This window comes from Pseudomonas soli (genome assembly GCF_021283165.2).
Classification (GTDB): Bacteria; Pseudomonadota; Gammaproteobacteria; order Pseudomonadales; family Pseudomonadaceae; genus Aquipseudomonas; species Aquipseudomonas soli.
Window position 1 is genome coordinate 1,380,925 of record NZ_CP128543.1, and the last position, 20,660, is coordinate 1,401,584.

Annotated in this window: 27 protein-coding genes; 24 read left to right on the top strand and 3 right to left on the bottom strand. The window is 63.0% G+C overall.

Annotated features, from left to right (window positions below; translation table 11 throughout):
* Positions 1-38: 38 nt before the first annotated feature.
* The 3 genes from LU688_RS06305 to LU688_RS06315 form a co-directional block, all read right to left on the bottom strand.
* On the bottom strand, positions 39-284 hold the full coding sequence (locus tag LU688_RS06305) for a pyocin activator PrtN family protein (RefSeq protein ID WP_232888096.1): 246 nt from the start codon (positions 282-284) through the stop codon (positions 39-41).
* Entirely contained in the window at positions 281-790 is a 510-nt protein-coding gene (locus tag LU688_RS06310) for a hypothetical protein (protein WP_232888095.1), read from the bottom strand. The genes LU688_RS06305 and LU688_RS06310 overlap by 4 nt, the downstream gene beginning before the upstream one ends.
* Before the next feature lie 301 nt (positions 791-1,091).
* On the bottom strand, positions 1,092-1,796 hold the full coding sequence (locus LU688_RS06315; RefSeq protein WP_197865782.1) for a LexA family transcriptional regulator: 705 nt from the start codon (positions 1,794-1,796) through the stop codon (positions 1,092-1,094).
* A gap of 97 nt (positions 1,797-1,893) precedes the next feature.
* Between LU688_RS06315 and LU688_RS06320 the strand changes: the two genes are divergently transcribed.
* From LU688_RS06320 to LU688_RS06435, 24 genes are all read left to right on the top strand, one after another.
* A complete protein-coding gene (locus tag LU688_RS06320; protein WP_232888094.1) occupies positions 1,894-2,118 on the top strand; it encodes a transcriptional regulator in 225 nt (74 codons plus the stop codon).
* A gap of 215 nt (positions 2,119-2,333) precedes the next feature.
* The gene (locus tag LU688_RS06325; protein ID WP_197865784.1) at positions 2,334-2,822 is read left to right on the top strand and encodes a phage regulatory CII family protein; all 489 of its coding nucleotides are present in this window, start codon (positions 2,334-2,336) and stop codon (positions 2,820-2,822) included.
* Positions 2,815-3,018: a TraR/DksA C4-type zinc finger protein gene (locus LU688_RS06330; RefSeq protein WP_046856368.1), complete on the top strand. Its 204-nt coding sequence runs from the start codon at positions 2,815-2,817 to the stop codon at positions 3,016-3,018. The genes LU688_RS06325 and LU688_RS06330 overlap by 8 nt, the downstream gene beginning before the upstream one ends.
* The gene (locus LU688_RS06335; RefSeq protein WP_232888093.1) at positions 3,015-5,765 is read left to right on the top strand and encodes a bifunctional DNA primase/polymerase; all 2,751 of its coding nucleotides are present in this window, start codon (positions 3,015-3,017) and stop codon (positions 5,763-5,765) included. The genes LU688_RS06330 and LU688_RS06335 overlap by 4 nt, the downstream gene beginning before the upstream one ends.
* A gap of 325 nt (positions 5,766-6,090) precedes the next feature.
* Positions 6,091-6,639, top strand: a complete 549-nt coding sequence (locus LU688_RS06340) for a hypothetical protein (RefSeq protein ID WP_232888092.1) — start codon at positions 6,091-6,093, stop codon at positions 6,637-6,639.
* 207 nt (positions 6,640-6,846) lie between these two features.
* A complete protein-coding gene (locus LU688_RS06345; RefSeq protein ID WP_232888091.1) occupies positions 6,847-7,194 on the top strand; it encodes a phage holin family protein in 348 nt (115 codons plus the stop codon).
* A 136-nt stretch (positions 7,195-7,330) separates the two neighbouring features.
* Complete coding sequence (locus LU688_RS06350; RefSeq protein WP_232888090.1) at positions 7,331-7,852, top strand: DUF1441 family protein; 522 nt, start codon at positions 7,331-7,333, stop codon at positions 7,850-7,852.
* A 4-nt stretch (positions 7,853-7,856) separates the two neighbouring features.
* A complete protein-coding gene (locus tag LU688_RS06355) occupies positions 7,857-9,788 on the top strand; it encodes a phage terminase large subunit family protein (RefSeq protein WP_353511531.1) in 1,932 nt (643 codons plus the stop codon).
* Positions 9,789-9,799: 11 nt separating this feature from the next.
* Positions 9,800-10,015 carry a hypothetical protein gene (locus tag LU688_RS06360; RefSeq protein ID WP_232888089.1) on the top strand — a complete coding sequence of 72 codons (216 nt, stop codon included), beginning with the start codon at positions 9,800-9,802 and terminating at the stop codon, positions 10,013-10,015.
* 2 nt (positions 10,016-10,017) lie between these two features.
* A complete protein-coding gene (locus LU688_RS06365) occupies positions 10,018-11,625 on the top strand; it encodes a phage portal protein (protein ID WP_232888088.1) in 1,608 nt (535 codons plus the stop codon).
* Positions 11,626-11,627: 2 nt separating this feature from the next.
* On the top strand, positions 11,628-12,848 hold the full coding sequence (locus tag LU688_RS06370) for a S49 family peptidase (protein ID WP_232888087.1): 1,221 nt from the start codon (positions 11,628-11,630) through the stop codon (positions 12,846-12,848).
* 13 nt (positions 12,849-12,861) lie between these two features.
* Entirely contained in the window at positions 12,862-13,212 is a 351-nt protein-coding gene (locus LU688_RS06375; protein WP_232888086.1) for a head decoration protein, read from the top strand.
* A gap of 10 nt (positions 13,213-13,222) precedes the next feature.
* Positions 13,223-14,254, top strand: a complete 1,032-nt coding sequence (locus LU688_RS06380) for a major capsid protein (protein ID WP_232888085.1) — start codon at positions 13,223-13,225, stop codon at positions 14,252-14,254.
* Position 14,255: 1 nt separating this feature from the next.
* Positions 14,256-14,435, top strand: coding sequence for a hypothetical protein (locus tag LU688_RS06385; RefSeq protein ID WP_232888084.1), 180 nt, complete (start codon positions 14,256-14,258; stop codon positions 14,433-14,435).
* Between the two features lie 2 nt (positions 14,436-14,437).
* On the top strand, positions 14,438-14,758 hold the full coding sequence (locus tag LU688_RS06390; RefSeq protein WP_232888083.1) for a head-tail joining protein: 321 nt from the start codon (positions 14,438-14,440) through the stop codon (positions 14,756-14,758).
* Positions 14,755-15,417, top strand: a complete 663-nt coding sequence (locus tag LU688_RS06395) for a hypothetical protein (RefSeq protein ID WP_232888082.1) — start codon at positions 14,755-14,757, stop codon at positions 15,415-15,417. Before LU688_RS06390 ends, LU688_RS06395 begins: the two co-directional genes overlap by 4 nt.
* A complete protein-coding gene (locus tag LU688_RS06400) occupies positions 15,410-15,925 on the top strand; it encodes a hypothetical protein (RefSeq protein ID WP_232888081.1) in 516 nt (171 codons plus the stop codon). Before LU688_RS06395 ends, LU688_RS06400 begins: the two co-directional genes overlap by 8 nt.
* On the top strand, positions 15,922-16,503 hold the full coding sequence (locus LU688_RS06405; protein WP_232888080.1) for a phage baseplate assembly protein V: 582 nt from the start codon (positions 15,922-15,924) through the stop codon (positions 16,501-16,503). The genes LU688_RS06400 and LU688_RS06405 overlap by 4 nt, the downstream gene beginning before the upstream one ends.
* A 44-nt stretch (positions 16,504-16,547) precedes the next feature.
* Entirely contained in the window at positions 16,548-16,763 is a 216-nt protein-coding gene (locus LU688_RS06410; protein WP_232888079.1) for a hypothetical protein, read from the top strand.
* Positions 16,764-16,765: 2 nt separating this feature from the next.
* A complete protein-coding gene (locus LU688_RS06415) occupies positions 16,766-17,092 on the top strand; it encodes a GPW/gp25 family protein (RefSeq protein WP_197865800.1) in 327 nt (108 codons plus the stop codon).
* On the top strand, positions 17,089-17,970 hold the full coding sequence (locus LU688_RS06420; protein ID WP_232888078.1) for a baseplate assembly protein: 882 nt from the start codon (positions 17,089-17,091) through the stop codon (positions 17,968-17,970). The genes LU688_RS06415 and LU688_RS06420 overlap by 4 nt, the downstream gene beginning before the upstream one ends.
* Position 17,971: 1 nt before the next feature.
* On the top strand, positions 17,972-18,577 hold the full coding sequence (locus tag LU688_RS06425) for a phage tail protein I (RefSeq protein ID WP_232888077.1): 606 nt from the start codon (positions 17,972-17,974) through the stop codon (positions 18,575-18,577).
* Positions 18,574-20,193: a phage tail protein gene (locus LU688_RS06430; RefSeq protein WP_232888076.1), complete on the top strand. Its 1,620-nt coding sequence runs from the start codon at positions 18,574-18,576 to the stop codon at positions 20,191-20,193. The genes LU688_RS06425 and LU688_RS06430 overlap by 4 nt, the downstream gene beginning before the upstream one ends.
* Complete coding sequence (locus LU688_RS06435; RefSeq protein ID WP_232888075.1) at positions 20,193-20,600, top strand: tail fiber assembly protein; 408 nt, start codon at positions 20,193-20,195, stop codon at positions 20,598-20,600. The genes LU688_RS06430 and LU688_RS06435 overlap by 1 nt, the downstream gene beginning before the upstream one ends.
* Positions 20,601-20,660: the final 60 nt, after the last annotated feature.

The window sequence follows — 20,660 nt, forward strand, 5'->3', positions numbered from 1 at the left end:
GGTGGGCCAAGTGCCCCTGATGGCCGGGGCCGCCTAGATCAAGCGGTATGCGAGGCGTGCTCTGCTTGCTGGTCGAGGTACAGAGCGAGGTTCTGCAGGTAGACGACATGCTGTGCCTTCGCTGAGTTGTGCAGCTTGCTCAGCTTCAGCTTGATCGCGCCCTTGTTAATCAGCTCCCTGAACCGCCGGTCGGACCTGATGTGAGGGAAGTAGCGCTCCCTTACAGCGGTCAGTGTTGGGCACGGGGTAGTCCATTCGCTGCGCAGTTGTTCCAGCGTGCTCATGCGCACTCCCCAAGCCCCTCTTGGCCGGGCTGGAGCTTCGCGCGCAGGGCGCCGACAAGGTGCTCTTTGCTGGAACCGGTGACTGCGGCGCAAATCTCGCCTTGGTCGTTGGTCACGACCGCGCCCAGAGGGAGCGCTCGGTTGACGGTGTTGATGACGTAGGCGATTTGGCCGTCCAGCAGCACTTGGTCGATGCTGTCCTGGGCCTCCAAGAGAGCAAGGGCTTCTTCCGACATGGCGCCGCTGTCAGCCCGGCCGTTGGCCAGGTCCTGCAGGAAGTCCCGCAACGATTGCCATTTGGTCACCAGCTTCCGGGGGAGGGTCATCGAGCTGGTCAGCTCTCCCATTTCCACCTTGATATGGTGGGTGGTGTTGTCGTTCTCGACGGTGATCCGTGCGTCGAGGGTGGTCTCCGGGCGGCGCAGGGTGCATTTGGAGCTGCCGCCGGCTTCAAGGGTGCGCTCCAGGCCCATGACTCGGCTCAGGGGAATGCTGAACTCGCTCATGCTGCACCTCCCGCACAGGGGATGGCGTGGGCCTTTCCGTCAGTGGAGACGACTACTTGCAGGCCGGTGCGGCGCTGAAACGCCTGTATCTTGGCGAGGCTGCTGCAGGCGGTGGGGTGGATGAGGACCGCTACCGATCCGTTGTGCTGTGCTGGCTTCATTCGTCCGTGTCCTTGATTTGAGAGAGGTGACACGAAGCGAAAATTAGCAAAGGCTAAATGTTTGGGCAATAGCAAATGCTAAATTGTTTTGGCGTGACTGCACTCCGTCCGATTGCCGGTAGATTGCAGTGCCAGCTGGATTAGAGCTTCTTTGCGTTCCAGGCCAGCAGGACGCGAGCTTGGATGTGCATACGTTCGATCATTGACTCGTCGATGACGATCGGTGGATAGATCGGATTATCGGAAATCATCCGCAGCAGTCCGCCGGTCATGCGCTGAAGCCGTTTTATGTAGAGATCACCGTCGAGAGTGAACACATAGATGGCATCTGTTTTGACCTCGGAGATGCCGCGGTCGACCAACAGTGCATCGCCGTCGGCGAAGGTGCCCGACATGCTGTCTCCATCGCCGGTAATGATGGCGAGGTTATCGATGTTGGAGAAGCTGAGGCCTTGCATTCTGAGCCAGTCGAGGTGAACCGTCATGTCGCGGATGACTTCAATGTGCATTTCCGGGGCTGCCTTGCCGTGCCCCATTGATGCCGCGATATCTAGGTGCGGAATCACAACGAAGTTCTTGTCCTTGGCCTGTCGTGTGGGCAGGCGAACCACGTTTGTTGGTGGGGCATTGATGGGTTCCTCCAGGGGAGGTGCTGTCAGCGTCCCTGCTGCAAGCCCGATCTTGAGCTCGAGATTGTGCGCTGCCTTTTCCCCCAGCTTGCGGTGGCCATTGAGCAACTGCGACAGGTATGAGGCATCCAGGTCGTGAGCTTCGGCGAAATCCTTCTGGCTCAGGGTGCCCATGATCTTGCGGAGGTAGGCGATGCGCCTTTCATTTATGTCCATGCGGCGATGATTGCTTTCCGTTAGCAAACAGTAAATTACGCGTTGCTATTGCTCTTGTAATTAGCAATTGCTAATCTCGCTGCCAATGGAGGTGTCTATGACGCTTAGCGAGTATTTGAAGAAGATGGACAAGGAGGGGCTCGACGCTCTAGCGCAGCAATGCGGGACGTCAGTCGGCCAGTTGAAACAAGTGGCCTACGGAAATCGTCGCGCGAGCGCGGGGCTGGCAGTCAGCCTAGATCGGGAAACGGGAGGGGAGATTCGTTGTGAATCGCTTCGGCCAGACATCGACTGGGCTTATTTGCGGCAAGCAAAGCAGTAAGAACGCTGAGCCAGGACTCTGACCTCCCGGCCCAGCTATGACAGTACAGAGCACCATCACTCCCGTCGTCCGGCACCCTCTCTCACAAGTACAGCCGGACGACTATTACCGCATGCCATGCCCGCACAGCACGCAAGGCACAGCACACAGGTCGTGGTCGTAGGATAGGTCTTACCTAACCCTGTGACTAGGCCGTAAACCGAGGATTTACGGTTATGAGTCGAGTTGATCTATTGCCGGGCGCAGGTCCGGTCCTCACATTGCGGCAGGCGCTCTACCGCGCAGGTCGTGACTATCACGGCGGTATCACCAAGTTGGCCTTCGATATGGGCCTTGAGGTGGACACGCTGCAGAAGAAGCTCCACCACAACGAGGAGCGCCGCTGGCCGACCCCTGATGAGCTGGAAGAAATCGTCCAGTGGACCTCAGACCCGCGGCTGCTCGATGCCCTGGTTCGTCCGGCGGGGGCGGTCTGGTACCGGCCAGAGCCAGTGCCTGCCACCAACGAAGCACTGCAAGCTGTAGCCAAACTCTTGGATGAGTCCAGTCAGTTCGTGGGCAGTCTGCACGACGGTGCAGCCGACAATGTATGGACGCTTGCCGAGGTGATGGATCTTGAGAAGCGAGGGATGGACGTGATCCGTCAGGTGCTCGCGATCATGGCGGGCGCCCGCCAGGCCATGGAGGACGAAGCTCATGGCTGACGCCGTTGATTTCGCCAACGATCATGCTGAGTACTTCCTGCAGCTGTCGTTGCAGCGCCTTGCGCGCCTTCCTGAAAAGCCGAGCGCGCAGTTCTGTGAGGATTGCGACGAGCCGATTCCGTTGGCCCGTCAGCAGTCGGTCGCGGGTTGCGAAACCTGCGTCGACTGCCAGGGGTTGCGGGAGCGCCGGAGATGAGCGGGCGCCCAACTCCTACCACAGCTGATTGGGCGCGGCGTTACATTGAAACCTTCAACCTGGCCCTGGTTCCGATCGAGCCAGGCGAGAAGGGGCCGAAGGGTAAAGGTTGGAACCAGCCCGGTCGCTACTTCACTCTTGCCGCTGATGCCGAAGCGTTCTGGACGAAGCGCCCGAGTCACAATCTAGGGGTGGTGCTCGGGCCTAGTCGCGTCTGCTCGTTGGACGTTGATGACGTCGAACTGACGCGGCAGGTCATGCAGCAGACGCTGGGGCTCGACGTGGACGCCCTCGCAGACGCATACCCGACCTCCGTGGGTAACCCTGAACGTTTCCGTGTGATGTTCCGAGTCCCCGAGGGTGTGGAACTGAGTCGCCACGCCTTGGTTTGGCCCAACAAGAACGACCCCGATGGCACCATCTACAAGGGACTAATGGCGCAGGTCCAAGCAGCTGTATACGCGGAAGATGCCGACCGCGAAGCGGCTTTCCGATTGGCTGCTGAGCCCTTCAAGAAAGTGACCGTCTTTGAGCTGCGGGGCGGCCTGGTGCAGGATGTGCTGCCGCCTTCCATCCACCCTGGCACGGGTAAGCCCTACACATGGCGCACTGAGCCAAACGACGACGGCTTGCTGGAGCTACCGCCCGAACTGCTGGCGATCTGGCAGGGCTGGGACGAGTTCAAGCCCAAAGGGGAGGCCGTTTGCCCGTGGCGGCCGAAGCCGGCTATGCCCGCGGCTCGCCCAACGCCAAGGCCATCACCAACTGCTGCCCGATCTGGTGACAAGCTCCCCGAGGTCATCCCGGAATTCAACCGCATCCATGACATCGCCACGATGATCGAGGCGCATGGCTACAAGCGTATCGACGGGAAGTGGCTGAGCCCGCACAGCAGCTCTGGCATGCCTGGGGTGACTATCACCGACGGAAAGCTCTTTTCCCATCACACGTCGGACCCGCTGGCGAACGGACACAAGAATGATGCCTTCGACGTGTTCTGCATTCTGATGCACGACGGCGATCAGAGGGCAGCTACCAGAGCGGCAGCGCAGATCCTTGGTATCGATGCCAAATCGCGCCCGCCGGTACCCCCGCCGCTGGGTGAGCTTCCCCGCACCCCATCTGTTGCCGAGCAGGCCGACCAAAGCGCTGCGGGCGTTGACACTGACGGATCTGCCCCCGACCCAATCGAGGCCAGCCCGGCCGCCTTCTCGGCCGACGGGGGGGAAGGGGGAAGCGCGCCGGATATTGAAGGCGCACTGCGGCGGTTCGCGCTGATAGAAGGGACCACGCAAGTCTGGGACATGGACAAGGCGAAGCCGATGAAGAAGTCGGCTTTCGAAGCCCTGGTGGGTAAGCCGTTGGCCAAGGTATGGCTGGAGCGGCCCGACAGAAAGCTGATTGCCCCTGAGCAGGCACAGGAGCTCGATGAGGCGCGACGCCTGTCAAGTAAGAAAGGTGGGGCGTTGAAGCTAGATCCCATCGAGCGCTACGTCTACATCGACGGGACCAAGGATGTCTGGGACCGGGAAAAGAAGCGTCGGATCCCAGAGGGCGCCGTGAAGATGGCATTGGGAGATGAGTACAAGTGGTGGCTGAACTGTCGAGAGCGGCGGGTGGTTGACGTCGACCACATCGTGTTCGACCCGACGATGACCAAGGACCCGAACGTCTACATCAATACCTTTGAAGGACTGCCCCTGGAGCCGGTGCGGGATGATGCTGCATGCGAGAACCTAAGATGGCTGATTTCGTTCCTTTGCAACCACGACGAGCAGGCGCTGGAATGGCTGGTGAGATGGCTCGCTTACCCGCTCCAGCACATGGGCGCCAAGATGGATACCGCTGTTTTGATGCACTCGATCATGGAGGGGTCGGGCAAGAGTCTGTTGTTCGCCGACGTCTTCGGTCAGCTCTACGGGCAGTATGCCGCGACGGTAGGGCAGACACAGTTGGAAGGCAGCTTTAACGCCTGGCAGAGCCGCAAGCTCTGGGCAGTGTTCGAGGAAGTTGTCAGTAGGGATCAGCGGTACAACCAGGTCGGCAAGATCAAGCACATGATCACTGGCAAGACGGTGCGTATGGAGTCCAAGTTCATCAACGGTTGGGAGGAGGCCAACCACATGAACGCGGTCTTCCTGAGCAACGAAATCATGCCTTGGCCGATCAGCGACGCCGACCGACGGATGCTGGTGATGTGGCCCATGGAGACGTTGCCTGTCGCGAGGCAAAAGGCGATCAGCTATGAGTTGGCCAACGGTGGGGTTGCGGCCTTGTACGGTTGGTTGTTGGCTGTCGATTTGAGGGACTTCGACCAGCGCACTCGTCCGCCCGAGACTGAGGCACGGCAACGTTTGGTCGCACTGAGTCGCACAGCTTGGCAGACCTTCCTCGCGTTGTGGCGCACCGGAGAGCTGGGGCACGGCCTGTGGGGTTGTTGCCTCACCAGCGACGTCTATGCCCTCTTTATCGAGTGGTGCTCGCGCAACAAGGAACACTCCATGAGCCAGACGAAGTTCTCGCTGATGATCAGTGCGACGGTAGAGAAGACACGGGCTATCCCTTGGACGGATGGAAACAACCGGCGGTTCGCGGCGTTCTTCTTCCCGAGTGATGGTGATCCCTCCCTGCCCCCTTCCTTGAAGTCGGCCGAGCTGGGCAAGAACGTCGTCGAATGGCGCGCTCGGGCAAGGCTGGCGGGCTGGAACGTCGATGCTTGGGACCACGTGAAGGGGCTCGCAGCATGAATACGCCGATATGTGTGTTGGGTGTGTTGGGCCTGTGTTGCATTGATTTCGGGATGCCAACACAGCGTGAGGCTTTGAACTTGGCGGCGCTGCGGGGTTGTGCGGTGGGTGTGTTGGGTTTGCGTACGCGCGCGCGCAGGCGCGTCATTTATTGGGGAGGTGACAAGGACCAAAGCAGACTTCATACGAGCCCTGAAAAACTCAACAAACCCAACACACTCAACACATCTACTAATAATCCTATGAATTCATTGAGCTTTGAGTGTGTTGGGTCTGTGTTGGGTTGGCAAAAAGTGTGTTGGGTGCTGTTTACGGAGGGATGGCGATGACGATTGACCATGGATTGCGCCTTCAGCTCCTGGTGCGATTGGCGCAGCACCAGATGGATATGGCAGTACTGATCGACCCGGCCGAGCGACTACGCCTGGTGAGCGAACTGATGCGCCACTGGGGCGAGCAGCGTGGGAGGGTGGGGCTTGAGGCGAGCTTGGGCAGCCAGATGGGCACGATCATGCAATGGAAGGGGGCGGCACCGCGCACAGGATCGTCGGGGGCGCGTATTTTGGTGTCCGGTGCAGGCCTCGACCATTCCGCCGCCGAGGTTGACGCTGCAGTAGCGGAACTGGCGCGGCGTGATGCTCGTGGCGCCACGTTGGCCAAGCTGGCCGAGCTGCGCTACCTCCACGGCGTGACTGTGCGAGAGCAAATGCGCGAAGTAGGGCTTGCCGAAGACGCGGATCGCACCTATCGCAACTGGGTGAAAGCGCTGCACTTGCAGGTGCTGGCCATCCTGGGGGCAAGGGCGGGGCGGGTACGCTTGCCTACCGTTCGTCGGGTCGCTATGCAACTTGCCTGCAACATGGATGTTACATAGCGCCCACATTGTGGCGTACCGATAATAGCCCCTTTTCGGTTTTTCCGGTGGCATGTAAAAAGGCGTCACGATATGAAAAGTGCGCTTAGGCGCTTCCCCCACAAGCACTGTGCTGTGCAACCGCTCCGACCTGTCGGTGCATTGAGAACCCTGCCATTTGGCGGGGTTTTCTTTTTTCGGCGCCGTGCTTTGCCAATTGAGGCCTGCATGAACAGTGAGCAACAAGCGTTAGCCGAACTGCCAATCTGGATGGTGATCGTACTGTCCCTGGTCGGCGGTGTGTCGGGAGAAATGTGGCGGGCGGACAAGGCGGGCGCTCGCGGTTGGGGGCTGGTTCGCCGGCTGGCCTTGCGGTCGGGTGCCTGCGTCACCTGCGGGTTGTCGACCAACATGCTGTTGTACGCCAGTGGTATGTCGGTATGGGCATCGGCAGCGATTGGTTGCCTCACCGCGATGGCCGGCGCGGACGTGGCGATTAACCTGTACGAGCGCTGGGCCGCCAAGCGGCTGGGGCTGGCCCAGGTGCAGTCAGCAGGCAGCGAGGCAGGCCAGTGACCCGGTCTGGGGCAGGGGGTGGGGGGCGAATTTCTGGGTCCTCCCCCTGGGCCGCCCCCTACACGGGTGCGCAGACTCGCGGTTTCCCTGCAGCTGAGAATCTGGCAGGGATGTCCGTCTTTTCAAGGACTTAGCGATGGGAAGGACAGTCAGCAAGCTTGAACTCAGCGAGATCGTGGGACGCGACGAGCGCACATTGAGCCGGTGGCAGAACGAAGGCATGCCGGTGAACGAGTTCGGCGTGGGGCGCGGCAACGAAAACCAGTACGACACCCAGGCGGTGATCGAATGGCTGATGCGCCAGGCCTCGTTGAACGGCAAGAAGGAATCCTCACGGGACCGGCTTGACAGGCTGCGCGGCGACCGCGAAGAGATCGCGCTCGCTAGGGAGCTGGGCGAGGTGGTGGTCGAGGCCGAAATGGTCGAGCGCTTCGAGGCGGTGATCACCGCCGCCAAGATCGAGTTGCTGAACACCTTCCCTGATGAGCTGGCGATGACGCTGACCGCCAAGTACGGCGTGCCGGTGGACAACCAGCTGATCCGCGATCCCATCGAATCCATACTGAGGAGGTTGTCCGCGTATGACGAGGACGACGATCTCGCCGGGGATCCTGACGAGCCAGACGACGAGGAGGGCTCTGAAGAAGACGGCGACTAAGGCGATGCGCCGCGTCTGCCGCAAGTGGGCGCCGCCGCCACGCATGTCCATCATCGAATGGGCTGACCGGTTCCGCTGGCTGGCTCCCGAAGAGTCGGCAGCACCAGGTAAATACCGGTTCGACAAAACGCCGCACCTGATCTGGCCGGGTGGCCCGCTCGAGGCGCTGGACGATCCAAACGTCACCGAAATTGTGGCGCGCAAGTCGGCTCAGGTGGCCTGGACCTCGGGCGTGCTGGGCAACGCCCTGGGCAAGTGGATAGATCTCGATCCGTCACCCATCCTGGTGCTGTTCCCCAAAGCCGAAGCGGCCAAGCAGTACGTCGCCGAGAAGCTCGAGCCGATGATCCAGGCCACCAAGCGCCTGCGTAAAAAGGTCGACCTGCGCAGCCGCAAGCTGCAGCAGCGGCAGGACTTCAAGCGGTTTCCGGGCGGGTTCCTGAAGATGGTCGGCTCCAACAGCCCGGCCAGTGTGAAATCGACGCCGGTACCACGGGTCGCGATCGAGGAGCCCGACGACTGCAACCTGAACCTGCGGGGGCAAGGGGACAGCATCAAGCTCGCCAAGGAGCGTCTGAAGACGTTCTTGCGATCGAAGATCATCATCGGCGGCACCCCCACCATCAAGGGCCTGTCGGCGATCGATGCCGAGCTTGAGCTTTCAGACAAGCGCGTGGGCCTGATCCCCTGCCATGGATGCGGACAGTTGCATACGCCGAGCTTCGAGCATTTGCACTGCGACGAGGACGAGCACTACTTCCATGAGGTGTACGGCAAGCGCCGTCCGGAGACGGCGTATTACGCTTGCCCACACTGCGGCGAGATCTGGGATGACCACCAGAAGAACGCCAACCTGGGTGACCCTCGCTGCCGCTGGGAGGCGACGGCCGAGTTCCGCGGTATTGCCGGCTACATCATCAACGAGCTGTATGCCACGTTCCCCGGCTCTCGTTTCGAAGTGCTGATGGAGAAGAAGCTGCAGGCCGAGTACGCCCAGCGGCAGGGCAACATCGGCCCGATGATCGCCTTCACCAACAGCTCTATGGGTGAAAGCTACGAGTACAAGAGCGACGCGCCCAAGACCGACGAGCTGGAGAAGCGCGCCGAGCCTTATGCCGAACTCACTGCGCCAAAGGGTGTGCTGCTGGTGACGGTCGGTGTTGACGTCCAGGGCGATCGCCTCGCGGTGCTGTTCACGGGCTGGGGACGCGGGGAGGAGTCCTGGCGGTTGTACTGGGGCGAGCTCCCCGGCAACCCTATCGATCCCCACGACCCGGTGTGGACCGAGCTGGACAAGATGATCGCCACGCCGATCCCGACCGACAGCGGCGCCCAGATCGCCGTGTCGGCGGTGAGCATCGACAGCTCTGACGGTAACACTAGCGACGCGGTGTACACCTACGTTCGGGATCGCCAACGCTTCAACATCATGGCGATCAAGGGCGCCTCCATCGACAGCCGGGATCGGGAGATCTTCACCAAGCCGGCCCAGTCGGCGGACACCAGCCAGGACAACACCAAGGCCTCGAAGTATGGCCTGCGGGTGTTCATCGTCGGCACCCACAAGGCCAAGACGCTGATCGATGGCCGGATGAAGCTTAAAGGTTCGGGACCAGGGCGCATGCACTGGTACAGCGAGATCCGCTCGGACTACTACGAGCAGGTAACCAACGAGGTCCTGGCTCCGCACCCACGCAACCCCAGCAAGATGGTCTGGCAAAAGAAAGCCGGCCGGCGCAACGAGGCGCTGGATTGCGAGGTGTACGCCTTGCATGCGGCTCGCAGCCTCAAGACGCACCTGCTGCGTGATCACGAATGGGACCAGCTGGAGCAGCAGCTGCTGCAGCCCACCCTCTTCACAACTGAACAGGCGGTGGCGCCGGTTCCTCGCCGGGCTGTCACGCGCGGCCGGGGCACGCGGAGCCGCGTCCAATAACCGAGGTCACCATGACTGAAGCACAAAAACGCCTCGACGAGGTCCGGGCGGCGATCTCGCGCGTCCTGAAGAATGGCCAGCGGCTGCGCCGGCAGGATCGCGAGGTCCAGCTGGCCGAACTCAGCAGTCTACGGATGCTGGAAAAGCAGTACGCCGACGAGGTCGCCCGAGAGCAGGCCGCTCTCTTGGGCCGTGGCCGCAACCGCGTTTCGTACGCGGGGATTTGACCATGTGGCCGTTCAGCAAACGGGAATCGGCTGCCGAGCAATTGATGGCCGAAGCCATTCGGGTGGCCAGGGCATCGGTCGATGACCAGCAGATCTCAGCGCAGGGCGGCGGCGGTGGGGTTGAAACCCGCTGGCGCGGAGCGTCGCGGGTACTTCGAAGCATGGCCAGCTGGCTGCCTGGTCTCGGCAGCCCCCGGCGCGACTTCAATCAGAGCGAGCGCCGCACGCTGGTGGCGCGTTCCCGCGATGCCATGCGCAACCACCTGGTGGCCCGCGCGGCGATCACGCGGCTGCGCACCAACGTGGTGGGAACGGGGCTGGTCTGCCGGGCGCAGGTTGATCATGAAGCGCTGGGTATCACCGAAGAAGAAGCCGAGCAGCTCAATGGCCAGCTGGATCGGTTGTGGTCCTTGTATGCCGATGACCCGCGTGAGTGTGACGCAGAAGCGACGCTCAACCACTATCAGCTCCAGGCGCTGGTGTTGGTGTCGTCGATGGTGGCGGGTGATGTGTTCGTCGCCAGCCCAGACCAGGAGCGGCCCGGCTGCCTCTTCAGTACGCGGTTGCAGTTGATCGAGTCTGACCGTGTCGGCAACCCCAACAGCGGCCTAGACCGGGTCGACCTGGTAGAGGGTGTCGAGTTCGACGGCCTGGGCGCGCCGGTGGCTTATCACGTGTGCACCGGTTACCCCGGCGAGCACCTGCAGGGCAAGACGCTGCAGTGGGAGCGGTTGCCGGTGTTCGGCGCCGAGACCGGGCGGCGCCGTGTGCTGCATGTCATGGCTGACAAAGAGCGGCCCGGACAGAAGCGCGGGGCACCGTACCTGTCTCCGGTGCTGGAGCCGCTGCAGAAGCTGGAGCGCTACAGCAGCGCCGAGCTGATGGCGGCGGTGATCTCGGCGATGTTCACCGTCTTCATCAAGAAGAGCGAAGGCTTCAACCCCGGCAACCTGCCGATGTCGGCACTCAGCGAAGAGAAGCCCGGCGGCGATGACACCTCCGACGGTGTGCTCGCGCTGGGCGAGGGGGCCATTGTCGACCTCGGTGTGGGTGAAGAGCCGATGGTGGCCAACCCCGGCCGGCCCAACGCTCAGTTCGACCCGTTCTTCACCGCGGTGGTGAAGGAGATCGGTGCCGCGCTGGAGCTGCCGCTGGAGGAGCTGCTGTTGCACTACAGCAGCAGCTACAGCGCCGCCCGTGCCGCCATGCTCCAGGCCTGGCGCTTCTACAGCCTGCGCCGCTGGTGGCTGGCCTGTGACTTCTGCCAGCCAAGCCGCGAGCTGATTATCGACGAAGCCGTGGCCAGGGGGCTGATCAACCTGCCCGGGTACAGCGAGCCCGCCAAGCGCAAAGCGTATTGCCAGGCGCTCTGGATTGGCCCGGCGCGCGGCGCGATCGACGAGCTGAAGGAGGCCAACGCCGCCGGCAAGCGCATCGAGATCGGCGTCAGCAACGAGACGCTGGAGACCGCGGCCATGACCGGCGAGCCCTGGCAGCAGGTGATCCGGCAGCGAACCCGCGAAGTCGCCTACCGGCGGCAGCACAGCATGCAGGCCTTGCCCAAGGGTGGCCTTGAAAACCCGCCAGACCCCGAACCCAAAGAGGACTAGAAATGCCTCGAGCACTTGAGCTGGCTGCCTCGCAGCCCTGGCTGATGATGCCCGACGCCTTGGACAACCTGCTGACCATCTCCGACCGCATGGGCGATCCGGTGGCGCTGGCGACCAAGCGCGGCGAGCGGCTGGAAGAGAGCCGCCGCGTCACGATGCGCGGCAACGTGGCGGTGGTGCCAGTCACCGGGCCGATCTTCCGCTACGCAAACCTGTTCACCGAGATCAGCGGTGCCACCAGCACCCAGGTCCTGGCGACCGACATTCAGCGTGCCCTGGACGACCCCAAGGTCAAGTCCATCGTGCTGAACATCGACAGCCCTGGTGGCGTCGCCTCGGGCATCAACGAGCTGGCCGAGATGATCTACGCAGGCCGTGCCCGCAAGCGCATCGTGGCGTACATCGGTGGGATGGGCGCGAGCGCGGCCTATTGGATCGCCTCGGCGGCTGGCGAAATCGTCGTCGATGAGACCAGCCTGGCCGGCAGCATTGGCGTTGTCGTCGAGGCTGTAGTCGAGGACGACAAGAAGGCCGGGCGAGCCCGCTATCAGATTGTCAGCCGCAACGCGCCGAACAAGCGCCCCGACCTTGGTACCGAAGAAGGGCGCGCCAAGGTGGGCGAGACCATCGACGCAATGGCCGAAGTCTTCGTGAGCAAGGTTGCTCGCAACCTCGGCGTGGCTGCCGAGAAGGTGCCCGAGATGGGCGATCACGGCGGCATCCGCGTCGGTGCGGACGCCGTCAAGCACGGCCTGGCCCACCGCACGGGCTCGCTGGAATCCCTGATCACCGAACTGGCCAAGCCGGCCATCACCCCCCCAAGGATACACACCATGACCACCGTCAAGACCACGGCAGAACTGCGCACCGCGATTGCGGCGGGCACTGACCCCAACACCATCGAGATCGCCCAGGCCGAGCAGGTGGACACCACGGCGATCCGTACCGAGGCCACCACGGCCGAACGTGACCGCATCAAGGGCATCAACGCGCTGGCGGTGAAAGGTTTCGAGAAGGAGATCGGCGCTGCCATCGACGATGGCAGTTCGGTGGAGGCCACCGCCCTGTCGCTGCTCAAGGCTTCGCAGGATCGCGGTATCTCGCTGGCCGGTATCAAGAGCGACGCCCAAGGCGTTACCGGTACCGCCCCACCAGCCGGCGGCAAGGAGGGTGAGCGCAAGGCCGCCGTCAACGCAATCGTTGCAGGCGCCACGCGCCGCTAACTAGGAGGTTCCAATGCCAAACCCTACCTGCAGTTCCTACCTGCCGAGCCAGCTCTCGGCGGGCGACTTCCCCATCGTGATGGATACCGGCCTGATCGCCGCCGGCCAGAAGCTGACCGCTGGCGCGGTGCTGGGCCAGATCACGGCCAGTCATGAGTACGTGCTGTGCAAGGCGGCGGCCGAGGACGGCTCGCAGGCGCCCTGCGCGATCCTCGACCAGGACGTCGACACCACCGACGGTGCCAAGAGCACGCCGATCCGCCTGACCGGCCAGGTGCTGGGCAGCCAACTCACCTTTGGCGAAGGGCTGACCCTCGCTGCCGCAAAGGCCGCTCTGCGTCCTCTCAGCATCTTCATTCGATAACGGAGCTCCAATGGATATCTTTGACACCCTGACCATGATGGAAGCCATCGAGCAGATGCCGACGCCGCGTCGCTTCCTGATGGACACCTTCTTCAATGCCGGCGCCCCCGAGACTTTTGGTACCGAAACGGTGACGATCGACATCGTGAAGGGACAACGCAAAATGGCACCGTTCGTTCACCCCACCCTGCCAGGCAGTGTCTCGCAGCGTGGCGGGATCAGCTCTTCGACCTACAAGCCGCCCTACATTCAGCCAAAGCGCGTTACCCGTGCCGAGCTGATCTTGAAGCGTGGTGCGGGTGAGACCCCGTTCTCGACCCGCACGCCACTTGAGCGTGCAGGCGAGCGGCTCGGCCGGGATTTGCTTGAACTCGACAGCGAGATCACCCGTCGGGAAGAGTGGATGTGCGCCCAAGCGCTGACCACCGGGCGCATTCGTGTTGTCGGCGACGGTGTGGATGACACCATCGACTTCCGCATGGAGGACACGCACAAGGTCACGCTGGCCACCGGTCGCTGGAACACCAGCGACTCCGATCCGATCGCCAACATGCGTCAGTGGCGACGCCTGATCGCCAAGGACTCGGGCCGTTCAGCAAACATAGCGGTGTTGAGCGCTGAGGCTCAAGACGCTTTCCACAGCAACGATACGGTGCTCAAGCAACTGAACAACCGTCGTGTCGACCTCGGCATCATCAAGCCCGAGCTGCTGCCGGATGGGGTGACCTACTTGGGCTACCTCAATGACCCAGGCGTTGATCTCTACGCCTATGACGAGTGGTATCTGGCGGACGGCGAGGACGGCGAGAAGCCCCTGGTACCTGCCGGCGGCTTGATCCTGGGGTCCACCGGGACGCGCAACGCGATGCTCTATGCGGCGATTCAGGATATGGAGGCCATCGAGAGCGGCATGGTCGAAGCGGCCCGCTTCCCCAAAAGCTGGGTCACCCAAGAGCCGAGCCAGCGCTGGCTGAAGGTTCAGGCCGCACCGCTGGCTGGCCTGCTGGAGCCGAACGCTTTCCTCTTCGCCAAGGTGGTGTGACATGGCCGCGAAAATCGAGTACGTGGTCGTCGATGGGTGCTTGCAGGACGGCAACAAGGTGATTTGCTCGGGTGAGGTTTATGCCCCGCCGAGCAAGGAGGTTGCCGAGACTCTGGTGGGCGAAGGCAAGATCGCACGTCGTGGGCAGTTGCCGAAAGACGAGCTGGAAGAAGGTGACTGATTATGTCCTTCCGTGCGGCGATATCGGATATGGACGAATCCCTGCTCGAGGAGTTGGGCGACGAGGTCGAGATCGAGGGCTTCGCTGAGCCGGTGCAAGGGTTCATGTCGGTACCGTGGCAGCAACCACGGGTCGGTACGATCAACACCGGCTTGCGGCAGCCCGTGTTCTCGGTGCGCGTAGCCCAGGCCAATGGCATCAGGGAGGGGCTGCACCTGGTGTGTGATCTCGCCCCGGCAGATGGCGGTGGACGGTACGTCATCGCCAAGCGCGAGCCGGATGGGAGCGGCTGGATCAACTTTGCCCTGCGGGAGGTGAAATGAGCGTTGGCAGCTATTACAAGCAGTCCGGCAGCACAGGCCTGATTACGCTGCAGGCCAACCCCCGGCAGGTCAAGGGGTTCGAGCAGTTCGCCGGGCTGGTGCCCAAGGCTATCGCCGCAGCGGAGCGCAGAGCCATCAACAAGACCCTGCGCTGGCTGCAGGGTCGCGTTGCCCGCTCGGTGGGCCAGCAGGAGCGCATTGCCATCAAGGCCGTGCGGCAGCGCCTGCGGGCCTACAAGGCCGGTAGCAATGGCCAGGGCAAGCTGTGGTTCGGTCTCAATCCGATCGAGGCCAGCCGTGCGGGGCGGCCACGGCAGACCCGTGCGGGTGTCTCTGTGGCAGGGCGCCGCTATCAAGGTGCGTTCTATCGCCAGGTGTACGGCAGCAAGGCCGATATCTGGATCCGCACGGCCAGCAAGCACTTTGACCCCAGCGATTACCCCGACAGCGAGGTCTCCAAGGCAGGTGGGGCCAGCTCAGGCTGGATCGCCGAGAACGACAGTCGCTTCCCCCTGGCCAAGGCCAAGATCTCGCTGGAGGACGTCAGGCCTCACTTCGAGTCATGGACGAACAAGGCCCACCAGCGCCTGCTGGTGGTGATGGAGCAGGAGTTGAACTTCGAGATGGTCAAGCTTACACGGAGGGTCGGAAATGGCTGACGATCCAATCCCCCTAGCCAGGGTGTACGCGGCGATGGAAGAAGCCATCACGCAGGCGATACCGGGTCTGCACTATGTGGGCACGATGCCCGGAATGCTCACCGTCGTTGATGTGCCGGCGGTGGTGATCGAGCTCGCGGGGTTCGACGCTGCAGAGCGTGACCCTGGCACCGGGGAAGTGGCGGTTGAGGCTCGCTTCGAGGCACGGCCCATTGTTGGCGTCGAGGACGAAGATCATCTGCATGTCGTGGCGTTCATCGCTGCGCAGTTGGCCGTGCTGCTACGGCTGCAGACCTGGGGCATTGAAGTCGAGCCCGCACAGTTCGTCCGGGCGGAGCGGGACTGGAGTCGCCCCGAGTTAGACAACATGGCGGTCTGGGTCGTCGAGTGGACGCAGATCATCTACCTCGGCGAGGAGGAGTGGCCCTGGCCAATCCAGCCGCCCGGCTCGCTGGTGCTGAAGGTCGGCCCCGACGCTGAGCCCGCCAGCCCGGAGGATCTGTCATGAGCTACGCATCCGCGATGCACGACCGGATGCTGGCCTGCCTGGTGATCCCCTGCCGAGTGGTCGCCGTCGACCTGGCCGCCGCGATGGTGCGCGTGTCGGACGGCAGCGGCTGGACCAGCGCCTGGGTGCGCTGGCACAGCCAGGCCGCCGGCAAGGCTCGCCACTGGCGGGCGCCAAGCCTGGACGAGCAGGGCGCTCTGATCAGTCCCAGTGGCGAACCTGCCCAGGGCACGTTCGTTCCAGGGCTGTACGGCAACGCCGGCCCGGCGCCGGACAACCGCGACCATGTCGAGGTCTGGCGTTTCGACGACGGTGGCTCCCTGGTCTACGACTGGCAGGCCAAGAGCTACACGATCGAGCTGCCCAGCGGCACGGTTACGGTGAAGGTTGGAGCCTCCCAGGCAGTGCTGACAGACGACGCCATCACGGCCCAGTCCTCGAGCATCACCGCCCAGGCCGACACGATCACGCTGACCGGCGCGGTCACGGTCAACGGAACACTGATGGTCACGGGCGACATCAACGGCGGGGGCAGGATCATCGACACCGCCGGCAACACGGCAAACCACAAACACTGACCACAGCCCGCCTAGTGCGGGCTTTTTCATGCCTGGAGGAAAGCATGGCCAGAACACAGAAAGAGCCTGAAGAGGGCAGCGAAGCGGCGCCGGTACCGCACGGGCCGGTGACCTTCATCGATCAGGAGTACACCCGCCGCAAGTTGATCCTGCCCGACTGGGTGGAGCTTGAGGTGGTGCGGGGCCAGGTCACGATCAGCGGCGAGGACGCGGTGGGCCTGGCCTACATGCGCAACCGGTCCGACTTCAAGGAAGCCTGACCGTGATCGGCATGGATCGTCGAACGGGCCAGTCAGTCTCCGGCCTGGGGCATCTGCGGCAGTCCATCGAGGACATCCTCACTACCACGGTGGGCAGTCGCCGGATGCGTCCTGAGTACGGTTGCCAGTTGCGCCGCTACGTCGACCTGCCGGTGAACGAAGGCTGGAAAAGTGCGGTGCAGGCCGAGGTTGCCCGTGCACTGGGCCGTTGGGAACCGCGGCTGCAGCTGGAGCGGGTGCGGGTGCTTGCGGTCATCGACGGCAAGATCGACCTGCAGTTGACCGGCACGTACCTGGGTGACAGCGCAGTCTTGGAGGTGAGTGCATGAGTGCAGTGGATCTATCGCAGCTCCCGGCGCCGCAGGTGCTGGAGAGCCTTGATTTCGAAGGGGTGTACGGCGAGGAGTTGCAGCGTTTTCGCCAGTATATGGGGGACAAATGGGATGCGCTGCTCGAGAGCGACCCGATCACCAAGCTCCTCGAGCTGGGCGCCTACCGGCGCATGCAGAACCGGGCGCGGGTCAACGACGCGGCCAAGGCCCTGATGCTGGCCTATGCCCGCGGCGCTGACCTGGACCAGCTGGCCGCCAATGTGAACCTGCAGCGGCTGGTGGTGCAGGCCGAGGATCTCAATGCAGTGCCTCCGGTCGAGCGCGTCCTCGAGGTGGACGATGCGCTACGTGAACGCGTGCAGCTGGTCTATGAGGGGCTGACCACCGCAGGCCCTCGCAACAGCTACATCCTGCATGCCCGCAACGCCTCCGGGCGGGTGGCGGACGCGACAGCCGAAAGCCCGGCCCCGGCTGTGGTGGTAGTCACGGTGCTGGACTTGGAGGGCAGAGGCGTGGCCCCGCCGGAGCTGCTTGAGACCGTGAGCGCACACCTGAGCGACGACGACGTGCGCCCGGTGGGCGATCGGCTCACGGTTCAGTCCGCCGAGATCTTGCCGTACCGAGTCGAGGCCGTGCTGTACAAGGCCGGCACAGGACCGGAGAACGAAGCCATCCTGGCGGCATGCAAGGCTCGGCTGCAGGCCTGGGTGAACCCCCGCCGCCGGCTGGGCCTGGAGGTCTCGCGGTCCGGGATCGATGCGCAGTTGCACATCGACGGTGTGAGTCGCGTGGAGCTGGTGGGGTGGACGGACATCCGCCCTACCAAGGAACAGGCGGCGTGGTGCGAGGGGATCGACGTTGCATGGGGTGGCTGACATGAAAAGCCTGCTCCCCGTGAACAGCAGCCAGCTGGAACGCGCCGTCGAGGTCGCCACGGACGAGCTGACCGATATCCCACTGCGGACCCTGTACAACCCTGACACCTGCCCGGCGCACTTGCTGTACCAGTTGGCCTGGGCCTGGTCGGTGGACCGCTGGGACGACACCTGGTCAGAGGCGGTCAAGCGGTCGGTGATCCGCTCCGCGTTCTTCGTGCATGCGCACAAGGGCACGATCGGCGCGCTGCGTCGGGTGGTCGAGCCGCTGGGCTACCTGATCGAAGTTCGCGAGTGGTGGCAAGGCGTCCCCGAAGGCGTGCCAGGCACTTTTGCACTGCAAGTCGGCGTGCTCGATCAGGGTATCACTGAAGAAATGTACGACGAGCTTGTGCGCCTGATCGATGACGCCAAGCCGGTCAGCCGGCAGCTCATTGGCCTTGCCATAGCACTGTCCAGCGCTGGTTACCTGCGCCTCGGCGCGAGCCTGGTCGAAGGCGAAAGCATCGACATTTATCCGCCGGCCTCGCGCGACATTGAGGTCAGCGGCACTTACGGCCATGTCGGCCGTGATCATCAAATCGAATACCTGGACGTTTACTCATGACTGACCAGAACAGCCAGTTTTTCGCGATCCTCACGGCGGTGGGGGAAGCCAAGCAGGCCAACGCGAACGCCCTGGGCGTGCCCTGGACCTTCGCGCAGATGGGGGTAGGGGATGCCAATGGAGGCGACCCGGTGCCCTCGCGTACGCAAACCAAGCTGATCAACGAGCGGCGCCGGGCGGCGCTCAATCAGGTCAAGGTTGACCCAGGCAATGCCAGCATCATCATCGCTGAGCAGGTCATTCCGCCCGACGTCGGCGGCTGGTGGATTCGCGAAATCGGTCTGTACGACGCTGCGGGTGATTTGGTGGCGGTCGCCAACTGCGCGCCGAGCTTCAAGCCCCTGCTTGCACAGGGCACGGGCAAGACCCAGGTAGTGCGGCTGAACATCGTTGTGACCAGCACGGCCAATATTCAGCTCAAGATCGATCCTGCGGTCGTGCTGGCGACACGGGAATACGTCGATACCCGGATTGTCGAAGTTCTGCCCGCAACCCGCCCGGCCGGCACATACACGAAAGTCACGATCAGCGAACGCGGGGTTGTGATTGTGGGCTCCAACCCGACGACGCTCGACGGTTACGGCATCACCGACGCGATCAAGTCCGGTAGTTACGGCCTGGCTGGCAAGACGACTGCGGTGTCAGAAATCGACAACGTTGCACTGCCTGGTGGCTTTCATGCCTACACGTCGGGCGCGACGACGCTTGCTAACTATGTGTCGGTGCTGCACTTCCCTTACACCGTGGAGACCCAAGCTGCGCAGCTGGGCTTCAAGTTCGCAGGCGCAGAGCCGCAGATTTTCGTTCGTTCGACCAAGGGGCCTAGCGAGTGGGGGAGTACGCGCGAGCTGTGGCACTCCGGCAACTTCACGCCAACCAGCAAGGCCGACAAGGCGACGACCCTGGCCGGCTACGGAATTGCGGACGCCTACACCAAGACCCAGGTCGACGCTGCGCTGAACGGCAAGGCCTCCACCGCCACGACGCTCAGCGGCTACGGCATCACCGACGCCTACACCAAGACCCAGGCCGATACCGCGCTAAACGGAAAGGCCGCCAAAGCCACGACGCTCGGCGGCTATGGGATCACCGATGCCTACACCAAGTCCCAGGTTGACACTGCCCTCGGCGATCCATGGGCGTTCCAGCCCATCGGGGTTCCGATCCCCGTGTTCGACGGCGCAAGCGGCGGGCTGGCGCCACCCAAGGGCAAGGCCTATCGCTACATCCGCCTGACAGCTGCTGACTCCTACAACGACAGCCTGCTGACCGGAGAAGTTGTTTCCGGGTCAGCGCCTCTGCTCGATGCCTACGCGATCGTCAACTTGCCCGGCAGTTTGCTGCACAACTCGGTCGTCAGGCTGATCAACACAGAGAGGCGCTTCTTGCGCGCCGGGTCTGTCGGCACAGTCGAGGCCGACCAACTGCAAGGCTTCACGTTACCCGCAGGTACTGGAAACGGCTCCGGTGGTGCGGCGTTCGACATCTGGGTCAATGGCGCGGTGAACGCAACCAAGACGCCGGTCGTGACTGACGGTGTTAACGGTACGCCGCGGATCGGCAATGAAACCCGACCGAAAAACGTCGGGGTCACTTACTACATGAGAATTTACTGATGCCATATGCGGCCAATGGCGGGGTTTCTTCCGACCCGTTACCGGACTCGATCCAGATCACTACCGAGCAATATCGAGAAGCGATTGCCGGAATGTGCGACGGGCTCACCGTGTCAATCAAGGACGGCGCACTGTCGCTGGTGTCCTCGGCCGCGCCTGAAGAGCTGCCGCCGACCGATGACGAACTACGCGTTGCCGCGTTGGCTCGGCGTGATCAGTTGTTGGCTGTGGCGGCTCTTCGTATTGCACCGTTGCAAGACGCTGCGGACCTGGGGGCTCCGACCGAGGCTGAGGCCGAGGCGCTGGTTGCATGGAAGCAATACCGGGTCGACTTGAACCGCATTGAGCAACAAGACGGCTATCCCGTCGCGATTGCCTGGCCGTCCATACCTGACGGCTCTGCATAGCGCCCCCTGCGCGTTTCCCACCTGTTTGCTAACTGGCCTCGCATTCGCGGGGCCTTTTCA